This is a genomic window from Streptomyces sp. NPDC002573 (assembly GCF_042889625.1).
Classification (GTDB): Bacteria; Actinomycetota; Actinomycetes; order Streptomycetales; family Streptomycetaceae; genus Streptomyces; species Streptomyces gibsoniae.
On sequence record NZ_JBIARC010000056.1, the window covers coordinates 38,768 to 50,627 of the forward strand.

An 11,860-nucleotide genomic window follows, 5' to 3' on the forward strand; every position below is an offset into this window, starting at 1 on the left:
GCCGGTCCGCTCACCCCGGCCACACGATCGCCTGCAGCTCGCTGTACGCGTGCAGGGCGTACGCGCCGACGTCCCGGCCCACCCCGCTCTTCTTGAAGCCGCCGAACGGGGCCTCCATGTTGCGGCCGACGGTGTTGACGCCCACCTGGCCCGCCCGCAGCCGGCGGGCGACCCGGAACGCGCGGGCCACGTCCCGGGACCAGACGTAGTCGATGAGGCCGTAGTCGGTGGCGTCGGCCAGGGCGATGCCCTCCTCCTCGTCCTCGAACGGCACGACCACGACCACCGGGCCGAAGATCTCCTCCCGGACCACCCGCATGTCGGGCGTGCAGTCCGCGAGGAGGGTGGGCGCCACATAGAAACCCCGCTCGAACGGCGGGCGTTCGCCCCCGGCGACCAGCCGCGCGCCCTCCTTGCGGCCCGACTCCACATACGCCTCCACGCGGTCCCGGTGCGCCGCCGAGATCACGGGCCCCACCACCGTGCCCGGCGTGCGCGGGTCCCCGACCGTCAGCCGCCGGGCGTGGGCGGCCAGTTCGGACACCAGCCGGCCGTAAACGCCCCGCTGGGCGATCACCCGGGTGGGTGCCGTGCAGATCTGGCCGCTGTAGAAGGAGAACGTCGTCCCGATCCCGGCCACCGCCGCATCGAGGTCCGCGTCGTCGAAGACCAGCGCCGCGCCCTTGCCGCCCAGCTCCATCAGCTGGCGCTTCATGGACCGGCCGCACACCTCGGCGATCCGCTGCCCCACGGCCGTGGACCCGGTGAAGCTCACCATGTCCACGTCGGGGCAGTCGACGGCCGCCTCGCCGACCTCCGGCCGTGAACCGCTCACCACGTTCACGACACCCGGCGGCGCGCCCGCCTCCTGAAGGGCCTCGGCCATGCGGTACACGGACAGCGGATCCTGCGGGGCCGGCTTGACCACCACCGTGTTGCCCATGGCCAGCGCGGGCGCGACCTTGCCCGCCGGGTTCGCCCACGGGTTGTTGTACGAGGTGATGCAGGTGACCACGCCGACCGGGCGGCGCTCCGCGACCGCGCCGACGACCGCCGCCGGGCCGAACGGGCCCGCCTCGTTGATCTGCGGCGGCAGCGGCTGCTCCACCGGCTCCACGCGCGCGTACCGCCGGAACCGGGCCGCCGCGACGCCTACCTGCATCCCGCGCGCGGTACGGGTCGTGGCGCCGCTCTCCGCCTGCGCCAGCTCCGCGTACGGCACGAGGTTGCGCCGTATCACCTCCGCCGCCCGCGCCAGCACCGCCGCCCGCTCCTCCGGCGCCGTCCGCGACCAGGGCCCGAACGCCTCGCGGGCCGCCGCGCAGGCCGCGCGCACCTGGTCCCGCGAGGCCTCCGGCGCCCAGCCGGCGATCCCCTCGGTCGCCGGGCCGACGACCGGGTGGTGCCCGTCCTCGGGCTCGACCCAGGCGCCGCCGATGAACAGCCGCTGCCGCTCGGTCACGTGGTGCTCACCGTCCTGGTGTCCCGTCCGGAGCGCAGCACCCGGCCCGGCACGGCCCCGGTCACCACGTCGTCCCGGATCGCCTCGACGCCGTTGACCCAGACCGCGTTCACCCCGATCGCCCGGGAGTCCAGGCGCGGGCTCTCCCCCGGCAGGTCGTGCACCAGGGTGGCGTGGCCGGCGTCGACGCGCTCCGGGTCGAACAGGACCAGGTCCGCGTGGAAGCCCTCCCGCACCCGGCCCCGCTCCCGCAACCCGAACAGCTGCGCGGGATCGTCGGTCAGCATCTTCACGGCCCGCTCCAGCGGCACCAGTCGCCGGCCGCGCAGACAGTCCCCGAGGAACCGGGTGGTGTACGGGGCCCCGCACATCCGGTCCAGATGGGCGCCCGCGTCGGAGCCGCCGAGCAGGACGTCCTGGTGGCGCCAGGTCTCGGCGCGCAGCGCCCAGGAGTCCGGGTCGTTGTCGGTGGGCATGGGCCACAGGACCGTGCGCAGGTCGTCGTCGGCGCAGATCTCGACCAGGCAGGTGAAGGGGTCCTGGCCGCGCTCGGCCGCGATGTCCCGCACCACCCGCCCGGTCAGGCCCTCGTTGCGCGGGCTGTAGGTGTCCCCGATGACGTACCGTCCGAAGTCGGCGAGGCGCCGGAAGACGCCCGCCTCCTTGGAGTCGGCGCACCGTAGCAGCTCGCCCCGGACCTGCGGGTCCCGGAGCCTGGCGATCCGCTCGGGCACCGGCAGGCTCAGCACCGGACCCCAGCCGGGGATCAGGTTGAGGGCGCAGAAGGTGCCGAGCGACATGTTCATCGGGGTGAGGATCGGCATGGTGAGGGCGACCACCCGGCCGCCCGCCTTCCGGGCGCGCTCGCTCGCGAGGAGCTGACGCGGCACCCGCTCGGGGACGGCGGCGTCGATCGTGAGCACGTTCCAGTTCAGGGGCCGTCCCGCCGCCGCGCTCATCTCCACCAGCAGGTCGATCTCGGCGTCGCTGAACCGGTCGAGGCAGCCCGCCACGATCGCCTCGATCTGGGTGCCCTCGTGCTCGCCCACCGCCCGGGACAGGGCCAGCAGCTCGGCCAGCCGGGCGTGGCGGGAGGCGACGGGGGCGCCGTCGCCGTCGGAGTGGGTGGACGACTGGGTGGTGGACAGGCCCCAGGCCCCCGCGTCCATGGCCTCGTGGAACAGCCGGAGCATGGCGTCCAGCTGCTGGGGGGTGGGCTGTCCGCCGACCGCGTCCGGGCCCATCACATGGCGGCGCAGCGCGCAGTGGCCCGCCATGAAGCCCGCGTTGACGGCGATCCTGCCTTCGAGGGCGTCGAGGTACTCCCCGAACCCGTGCCAGTTCCAGGGCGCCCCCTCCTCCAGGGCGACCAGGGACATCCCCTCCACCTTGGACATCATCCGGCGGGTGTAGTCGGCGTCGGCGGGCCGCGCGGGGTTGAGCGGGGCGAGGGTGAAGCCGCAGTTGCCGGCGGCGACCGTGGTGACCCCGTGGTTCAGGGAGGGGGTCGCGTACGGGTCCCAGAACAGCTGGGCGTCGTAGTGGGTGTGCGGGTCGACGAAGCCGGGGGCGAGCACCAGGCCGGTGGCGTCCTCGCTGCCCCGGGCCGCCTCGGTGATCCTCCCTACGGCGGCGACACGGCCGTCCCGTATCCCGACGTCGGCGCTGTACCCGGGCGCGCCGGTCCCGTCCACGACGGTCGCGCCCCTGATGACGTGGTCGAGCATGCGGGGCACCCCCTCAGGCGGCCTGGCGGAACCGGGTCGTGCGGTGCACCGGGTCGGTGTCGATCTTCGGGATGACGTGCTCGCCGATCAGCCGGATCGTCTGGAGCGTCTCCTCCTTCGGGATCCCGACCGGCAGCCCGAAGCTGAGCTGGTCGGCCCCGGCCTGCTCCCACCGCTTGCACTGGGTGAGGACCTCGTCCGGGTCGCCGCAGATGAGCAGCTCCTCCTCGACGAGGAGTTCGATGAACTCCTCGGTGTACTCGGGCAGCGTCTCCGGCCAGACCGGGAAGCCCTCCGGGCGGGGGAAGGTGTCGTGGTAGCGGAAGACGAGGGAGGGCAGATAGTGCAGCTGCCCGGCCGCCGCGATCCGGATCGCCTCCTCGTGCGTGGGCGCGCACACGGCGGTGGTCGTCACCATGACGTTGTCGTTGACGAAGTCCCCGACGGGCTCGGCGTCCACCACCGCCGTCTTGTACTGCTCCAGCACCCATTCCATGTCGGAGACCTTCTGCACACTGAACCCGAGCACCCCGAGGCCCTTGCGGGCGGCCATGGCGTACGAGGGCGGGGACCCGGCCGCGTACCACATCGCGGGGTGCGACCTCCCGTACGGCTTGGGGAGCACCTTGCGCGGCGGGAGCTGCCAGTGCTTCCCCCGGAAGCCGGCGTACTCGTCCTGGAGCCACATCTTGGGGAACTCGGCGATGGTCTCCTCCCAGATCTCCTTGGTGTGGTTCATGTCGGTGATGCCCGGGAGGAAGCCGAGGATCTCGTGGGAGCCCGCGCCCCGGCCGCTGCCGAACTCGAAGCGGCCCTCGGTGAGGTGGTCGAGCATGGCGACCTTCTCGGCGACCTTCACCGGGTGGTTCACCTGGGCGAGGGGGTTGAAGATGCCGGAGCCGAGGTGGATGCGCTCGGTGGCGTGGGCGAGATAGCCGAGGAAGACGTCGTTGGCGGAGAGGTGCGAGTACTCCTCCAGGAAGTGGTGCTCTGAGGCCCAGGCGTACTTGAAGCCGGACGCGTCCGCCTGGATGACGTACTCGGTCTCCTCCATCAGCGCCTTGTGCTCCGCGAGCGGGTCGGTCCCGGCCCGCTTTCCCACGTATCCCTGTACAAAGAGCCCGAATTCCACGGAGTTTCACCGTCCCCACGAGAATGTGCCGCCGACGGGTGTCCCCCACGCGCGGCCTTATCTGACTGACCGTCAGTTCTATCTGCGGCCGACTCTGACACCGGCCGCCGGGAGCGTCAATAGCTGACGATCCGTCAGAGAATGGAGACCCCGGCCAGCCAGCCGCCGTCGATCACGAACGGCTGTCCGGTGATGTACGAGGAGTCGTCCGAGGTCAGGAAGAGGGCGAGCCTGGCCACCTCCTCCGGCCTGCCGATCCGGCCGAGCGGCACGAGCCTGCCGTACACCTCGTCCAGGGCCCGGGACATCTCCCCCGCGTCCGCGCGCGGGTCCAGCCGGGCCGGATTGGCCATCGGGGTGTCGACGGCGCCGGGGCACACGGCGTTGACCCGGATCCCCTCCGGTGCCAGCTCGATCGCGGCGACCCGGGTGAGGCCGAGGACGGCGTGCTTGGTCGCCGTGTAGGTGCCCACGGCCGCCATCCCCGTCAGCGCGGTGTACGAGGCGGTGTTGACGATGGTGCCGCCCCCGGCGGCCGCGATCTCCGGCGCGACCGCCCTGATACCGAGGAAGCAGCCGACCTGGTTGACCTGGACGACCCGCATGAACTCGTCCAGCGGCGTGTCGACCAGGGCGTTGAAGCGCAGGATCCCGGCGTTGTTGACCAGCCCGTCGACGCGCCCGTACGTCTCCTTCGCATGCGCCACGGCGGCGGTCCAGTCGTCCTCCCGCCCCACGTCGAGACGGACGTACGACTGCCCGAGCTCCTTGGCGACGGCCTCCCCCTGGTCGTCGAGCACATCCGTGAGGACGACCCGGGCGCCCTCCGCCGCGAACAGCCGGGCCTCCTGCTCACCCTGCCCGCGCGCCGCCCCGGTCACGATGACGACGCGCCCGTCCAGCTTGCCCATGCGGCCTGCCTCCTCAGTCCAGACGGGGCGCGACCTCGGCCCCGAACGCGGCGATCTGGTCGATGAGTTCGGTGCCACTCCGGCTGCGGAACCGCACCTGGATCTGGTGCACGCCCATCGCGCGGTAGGCGCGCAGGGAGTCGGCGACCGCCTCCGGCGCCCCGCTGACCGTGCGCGGCCCGACGTCCCAGCCCGGCACGCCGACGTACAGCGGTTCGGTGATGGCGCCGACGGTGAAGAGGGCGTCGAGCCCCGCCTGTTCGCGGATCTGCCGCAACCGGGCGAGCTGCGCGGGCAGCCGGTCGCGCGGATCCCCCTGGGGCAGCCAGCCGTCGCCCTTCAGCGCGGCCCGGCGCACGGCGGCGGACGAGGAGCCGCCGACCCACAGCGGGATGCGGGGCTGGGCGGGCCGGGGGCGCTGCCCGAGCCCCTCGAAGTCGTACGCCTTGCCGTGGTGGACGGGGAACTCGTCCGGCCCCAGCGCCGCCCTGAGCGCGTCGATCGTCTCGTCGAGCAGGGCGCCCCGCTGCCCGAAGTCCACGCCCAGCGCCTCGAACTCCTCCCGCACATGCCCGGCCCCCACCCCGAGGACGAGCCGTCCGCCGGAGAGGTGGTCGAGGGTCGCGTACTGCTTGGCCGTGACGAGCGGATGCCGCAGCCCGACGATCGCGACATGGCTGAGCAGCCGCACCCGCCCGGTGACGCCCGCGAGAAGGGCGAGGGTGGCGACGGGGTCGTACCAGACCGTGCTCATCGCGGCGGCGAGCCGGCGCGGGACGGCGACGTGGTCACAGCACGCGACGTAGTCGAACCCTGCGGTGTCGGCGGCCCGGGCGATCGCGACGAGGTCTCCGGGCCCGGCATGGGCCTCCCAGGGCTCGGCGTAGAGCGTGGACTGGGACTGGACGGGCAGCTGCATCCCGTACCTCAGGACGCCGCCGCTCACCGTCCGCCGCCCGGCCACAGGCCGTCCTCGGTCAGCCCGAGCAGCTCGATCGCGTTGCGCCGTACGATCCGGTCGACCACGTCCGCGTCCAGGTGCCCCATCTGGGCCTCCCCGACCTCGCGCGACTTCGGCCAGGTGGAGTCGGAGTGCGGATAGTCGGTCTCGTAGAGGACGTTCCCGACCCCGATGGAGTCCAGGTTCCGCAGCCCGAAGGCGTCGTCGAAGAAGCAGCCGTAGACATGATCGGCGAACAGCTCGGACGGCGGGCGGTGGACCTTGTCGGCGACGCCGCCCCACGCGCGGTTCTCCTCCCAGACGACGTCGGCACGCTCCAGGATGTACGGGATCCAGCCGATCTGCCCTTCCGCGTACATCACCTTCAGATTCGGGAAGCGCTCGAACTTGCCGCTCATCAGCCAGTCGACCATCGAGAAACAGCAGTTGGCGAAGGTGATGGTGGAGCCGACGGCGGGCGGGGCGTCGGCGGAGGTGGACGGCATCCGGCTGCTGGAGCCGATGTGCATGGCGACGACGGTGCCGGTCTCGTCGCAGGCCGCGAGGAAGGGGTCCCAGTCGTCGGAGTGCACGGACGGCAGCCCGAGGCGGGGCGGGATCTCGGAGAAGGCGACGGCGCGCACCCCGCGCTCGGCGTTGCGGCGCACCTCGGCGGCGGCGAGGCGGGCGTCCCAGAGGGGGACGACGGCGAGGGGTATGAGACGCCCGTGCGCCTGCGGGCCGCACCACTCCTCCACCATCCAGTCGTTGTACGCCCTCACGCACAGCAGCCCGAGCTCACGGTCCTCGGCCTCGGTGAAGGTCTGCCCGCAGAAGCGGGGGAAGGTGGGGAAGCAGACGGCGGACCGGACATGGTTGACGTCCATGTCGGCGAGGCGCTCGGGTACGTCGTACGAGCCCGGCCGCATCTGCTCGTAGGTGATGACCTCGAGCTTGATCTCGTCCCTGTCGTACCCGACGGCGGTGTCGAGGCGGGTGAGGGGCCGGCGCAGGTCCTCGTACACCCACCAGTCCCCGATCGGCCCCTCGTCACCGGGCTCACCCATGACGGGAGCGAACTTCCCACCCAGGAACGTCAGCTCCTTCAGGGGCGCGCGAACGATACGCGGACCGGTTTCCCGGTACTTCGCTGGGAGCCGGTCCTGCCAGACGTGCGGGGGCTCCACGGTGTGGTCGTCGACGGAGATGATCTGCGGGAACGTGGCGTTGCTCGGCGAGGTCTCCATGGCGGTCACGGTAGCGCTGATCTGACGGATCGTCAGCAAACTGGGCCCGCCCGGCATGAATCCGCGCCTTCCGTTATGAGAAGAGCGTGTGAGGACACTGTGACGCCCGGCGCCACAGCCTGTGATCGGCGTCTCCCATGGCTGACGCATCCGCCATGAACAAGGCAAACTGGCCTCCTGATTGGAGACGTTCGGCGGGGGGCCAGGGGGCAGCGATGGACGGTGTACCGCGAGTACCGAAGCAGCGGAGTGCCGAGGAATCGGCGACTCTGCGCTTCGGCGTGCTCGGACCGGTGCGCGCCTGGCGTGAGGAGGAACCGCTGGCCACGGGCTCGCCGCAGCAACGAGCCCTGCTGGCGGCGCTGTTGCTGCGGGAGGGACGCACGGCCACGGCGTCCGAGCTGATCGACGCGCTCTGGGGCGACGAGCCGCCGCCGCGGGCGCTGGCGGCCGTACGGACGTACGCCTCCCGGCTGCGCAAGGTCCTCTCCGCCGGCGTGCTGGTCAGCGAGTCCGGCGGATACGCGGTGCGCCTGCCGGGCGCCCGCTCCCTGGACCTCGCCGCCGCCCAGGAGCTGGCCGCGGAGGCGGAGAAGGCCAAGAACTCCGGGGACCTGTGCCAGGCCCGGCAGATCCTGAACGAGGCGCTGGCCCTGTGGGACGGCGAGCCGCTGGCGAACATCCCCGGCCCGTACGCCGAGACCCAGCGCACACGCCTGGAGGAATGGCGCCTCCAACTCCTCGAATCCCGCCTGGACATGGACCTGGAGCAGGGCTGCCACGCGGAGGCGGTGTCAGAACTGACCGCCCTCACGGCGGCCCACCCCCTGCGCGAACGCCTCCGGGAACTGCTGATGCTGGCGCTGTACCGCTCGGGCCGACAGGCGGAGGCGCTGGCGGTCTACGCGGACACCCGCCGCCTGCTGGCCGACGAACTCGGCGTCGACCCCCGCCCGGGCCTGAAGGAACTCCAGCAGCGCATTCTCCAGGCGGACCCGAGCCTGGCGGAACCTTCGGCTCCGGCCCCCGAGCCGTCAGCGGCCCCCGTCCGCCCTGCGCAACTACCGGCCAGCGTCCCCGACTTCACCGGACGGGCACGTCTCGTGGCCGAACTGGGAGAGGTGCTGGCGTCGGCCGACGGCCGGGTGATGGCGGTGTCGGCACTGGCCGGAATCGGTGGCGTCGGCAAGACGACCCTCGCGGTCCACGTCGCCCATCAGGCCCGGGGCGCCTTCCCCGACGGCCAGCTGTACGTGGACCTGCAGGGCGCGGGGCCCCGGGCGGCGGAACCGGAGACGGTCCTCGGGTCCTTCCTGCGTGCCCTCGGCACGACCGACTCCGCGATCCCCGACACGCTGGAGGAGCGGGCCGCGCTCTACCGCTCGGTCCTGGACGGCCGCCGGGTCCTCGTCCTGCTGGACAACGCCAAGGACGCGGCGCAGGTGCGTCCGCTGCTGCCGGGCACGGAGGGCTGCGCGGCCCTCGTCACCTCCCGCGTCCGCATGGTGGACCTGGCCGGCGCGCACCTGGTGGACCTGGACGTGATGTCCCCGGACGAGGCGCTGTCGCTGTTCACGAAGATCGTGGGCCGGGAGCGGGTGACCTCGGAACGCGAGGCCGCCCTCGACGTGGTCGCGGCGTGCGGCTTCCTGCCGCTGGCGATCCGCATCGCGGCGTCACGGCTCGCGGCCCGCCGGACATGGACGGTCTCGATACTCGCGGCGAAGCTGGCGGACGAACGGCGGCGCCTCGACGAACTCCAGGCCGGCGATCTGGCCGTGAAGGCGACCTTCGAACTGGGCTACGGCCAACTGGAGCCGGCCCAGGCCCGCGCCTTCCGCCTCCTGGGCCTGGCGGACGGCCCGGACATATCCCTCGCCGCCGCCGCGGCGGTACTGGACCTGCCGCTGGAGGAGACCGAGGACCTCCTGGAGTCCCTGGTCGACACGTCCCTCCTGGAGTCGGCCGCCCCGGGCCGCTACCGCTACCACGACCTGGTCCGCCTCTACGCCCGTGCCTGCGCGGAACGGGACGAACAGCCCCCGAGCGAGCGGGACGCGGCGACGTCCCGACTGCTGGACTTCTATCTGGCCACAGCGGCGGGCGTGTACGCGATCGAGCGCCCCGGGGACCGACTGGTGGACCACCTCCAGCGGACCGAGTACCCGGGGCTGACGTTCGAGGACCGGCACCAGGCACAGGACTGGCTGTATGCGGAGGCGGTCTGCCTGCTTGCCTGTATGCGCCAATTCGGGACTTCCGGAACGTTGATCCGCGCCATCGACCTTCTGTGGGCGGCGGTCGACCTCTCGGAGTCCGGTGCCAACGCCAGGGAATACGAAGCGGTGGCCATCGCCCTGCGCGACGCCGCGCGCTCCTGCCAGGACCGGCGGACAAAGGTGCGCGCCTCCGTCGTCCTCGCCGTCGCCCATCACCTTTCCGGGCGCTTCGCGGAAGCCGACGACGCAGCACGCGAGGCCCTGCAGCTTGCCGATTCCCGGACCGACCCCCTGGCGCGGTGCTGGGCAGCCAACATTCGCGGCGCCATGGCCTTCTACCAGAACCAGCACGCGGACGCCGAACGCCACTTGGAGCAGGCACTCGCGGACTTCCGGGACTGCGAAGACCTGGCCGGGGAAGCGAGTGTCCTGTGCAACCTCTCGCGTATCCATCTCGCCACGCGGCGGCCGCGCAGCGCCGTGGTACTCGCCCAGCAAGGTGTCGAGACTTATGAGGCGCTGGGACATGCCCTGAAGGGCGCCAACGGCCGCTACGCACTGGGTATGGCCCTCACCGAGAACGGTTTGTACGGGGAGGCAAACGATCAGTTGCACGCGGCCCTGAAGGTCTTCCGTGACAGCCGCCAGCGCCTCTGGGAGGGGATGACCCTGCTCAGGCTCGCCGAGATGGACCTGGCAGCTCAACGCCCCGCACAGGCCTCGACGAACGCCGAGGCCGCCTTGACCGTGCTGCGTGGCATCGGCGGGGAGTGGCGGCGCGGCAATGTCCTGACGGTGCTGGGACGGGCTCTCAGTGGAATCGGCCAATCGGGAAGGGCCCAGGTGTGCTGGCAGGAGGCCCTCGCCACCTACGAGGCACTGGGATCCCCCGAGGCCGAGACCGTCCGGGCACTGCTGACGCCGGCCGCCGCGGCGTAGGGCTGCCACGGCGTTCATCGTTCGTTTATCGCGGGACGGCACTCTCGTCCTGTCGATCCGTTGCATCGGGGGACAGACGGACCGCCTCGGAGGTCGCCCAGCCCACGGTCTAGGGTGAGGCGACCCGGTAGCCCGCCCGGCCGTCCATTCGGGGGAACGGCCGGGCGGGCCCCCATTTGCCAGTTGAGTCACAAGGGGAGGAAGCACCATGAGCGACACCACGAAGGACGAGCCGGTCGTCGACCCGGACAACGTCCACATCACCGGCGGCAAGGACGAGGGCACGGTGAACCCGGACAACGTCCACATCACCGAGGCCGCGGACAACGGCATCTTCAAGCCGGACAACGTCCACATCACGTCCGACCCCAGCTAAACCTTCCTCCCACACGGGGATCGGCCGCGGCGGCGCGGAGGGGAGCCGCCGCGGCCGAGGTGTGTCCAAGTCAGGATTCCCGCCAACCCCCTGCCCCGGACCAGCAATTGGCAGATCCGTTCCACCGCCGGAACGCGTTTCACGAGGTCCCCGGGGCCACCACCGGAACACATCTGCCACTCTCCGGCGCTCAGCGTCCGCCACCCCCGGGTTGTCCACAGGGGCGAATCCGGTGGGGGCGGTTCGGCACCATGGGGGTATGGGGCGGGTGGGGTTGGGGGGTGTGACCTCCTGCGCACCGGGCCGAGGGACGACGCCCTCGTGTCCGTCGAGTCCGCGCTCGGCTATCGGAACGTCGACCGTGTACGCCGGGCCCCGCTCACCACCCCCGCCGCGATCGCCGTCGCACTCGAAGCCCCTCTCCTCGGTGCCACCAGGGCCCGCCGGGCTGTGGCTGGGATTGACAAGTTTGTGCCACCGGGGGGCCAGGATCCCGGTGTTCCTCTCCCATGGCTGGCACACAACTGCCAATCGTCGAGCGGGAGGGCCATTCGCCGAGGATGGGTAGTCCGCTCGGTCAGCGCGGTTAAATCGTCGGGCCTCGTGCTTGACCGGGCCCCCGCCTACATGTGAGGCGCGGGTGCGTCCCACCCGCCCGCCCCACTACCGCAAGCCGCTGAACCGACCCGCCGTGCATGTGTAGCGTGGACACGTCCCCCTCGCCACTTGCCGCAGTCGCATGGCTCGTCCGGCGTGCACGCGAGACGCGGAGGCGCCCCCTCCACCACCGGGCCCTCCCCAGCCAACCGTCGCCCCCACCCCGCCGGCCCCCCGCTACACCCCCGGCCGCCCGCTCGCTTCTCACCCGTGCTGGAGCGGACCGAGTCAAGGGTCGGCCGCAGGCCGA

8 protein-coding genes are annotated in these 11,860 nt (G+C 72.0%); 2 read left to right on the top strand and 6 right to left on the bottom strand.

The window, feature by feature from the left end:
- Positions 1 to 10: 10 nt before the first annotated feature.
- The 6 genes from ACFYX0_RS35820 to ACFYX0_RS35845 form a co-directional block, all read right to left on the bottom strand.
- Positions 11 to 1,462, bottom strand: coding sequence for an aldehyde dehydrogenase family protein (locus ACFYX0_RS35820; RefSeq protein WP_388976917.1), 1,452 nt, complete (start codon positions 1,460 to 1,462; stop codon positions 11 to 13).
- The gene (locus tag ACFYX0_RS35825) at positions 1,459 to 3,189 is read right to left on the bottom strand and encodes an amidohydrolase family protein (RefSeq protein ID WP_388976920.1); all 1,731 of its coding nucleotides are present in this window, start codon (positions 3,187 to 3,189) and stop codon (positions 1,459 to 1,461) included. The genes ACFYX0_RS35820 and ACFYX0_RS35825 overlap by 4 nt, the downstream gene beginning before the upstream one ends.
- A 13-nt stretch (positions 3,190 to 3,202) precedes the next feature.
- A complete protein-coding gene (locus tag ACFYX0_RS35830; protein WP_388976922.1) occupies positions 3,203 to 4,321 on the bottom strand; it encodes an LLM class flavin-dependent oxidoreductase in 1,119 nt (372 codons plus the stop codon).
- 134 nt (positions 4,322 to 4,455) lie between these two features.
- The gene (locus ACFYX0_RS35835) at positions 4,456 to 5,232 is read right to left on the bottom strand and encodes an SDR family NAD(P)-dependent oxidoreductase (protein WP_388976924.1); all 777 of its coding nucleotides are present in this window, start codon (positions 5,230 to 5,232) and stop codon (positions 4,456 to 4,458) included.
- Between the two features lie 13 nt (positions 5,233 to 5,245).
- Positions 5,246 to 6,151, bottom strand: coding sequence for an LLM class F420-dependent oxidoreductase (locus ACFYX0_RS35840; protein ID WP_388976927.1), 906 nt, complete (start codon positions 6,149 to 6,151; stop codon positions 5,246 to 5,248).
- A gap of 23 nt (positions 6,152 to 6,174) precedes the next feature.
- Positions 6,175 to 7,419 carry an amidohydrolase family protein gene (locus ACFYX0_RS35845; protein WP_388976930.1) on the bottom strand — a complete coding sequence of 415 codons (1,245 nt, stop codon included), beginning with the start codon at positions 7,417 to 7,419 and terminating at the stop codon, positions 6,175 to 6,177.
- A 215-nt stretch (positions 7,420 to 7,634) separates the two neighbouring features.
- Between ACFYX0_RS35845 and ACFYX0_RS35850 the strand changes: the two genes are divergently transcribed.
- Positions 7,635 to 10,577 (top strand): BTAD domain-containing putative transcriptional regulator, encoded by a 2,943-nt coding sequence (locus tag ACFYX0_RS35850; protein WP_388976933.1) that lies wholly within the window; start codon positions 7,635 to 7,637, stop codon positions 10,575 to 10,577.
- A 208-nt stretch (positions 10,578 to 10,785) separates the two neighbouring features.
- A complete protein-coding gene (locus tag ACFYX0_RS35855) occupies positions 10,786 to 10,953 on the top strand; it encodes a hypothetical protein (protein ID WP_388976936.1) in 168 nt (55 codons plus the stop codon).
- The last annotated feature ends 907 nt before the right edge of the window (positions 10,954 to 11,860 follow it).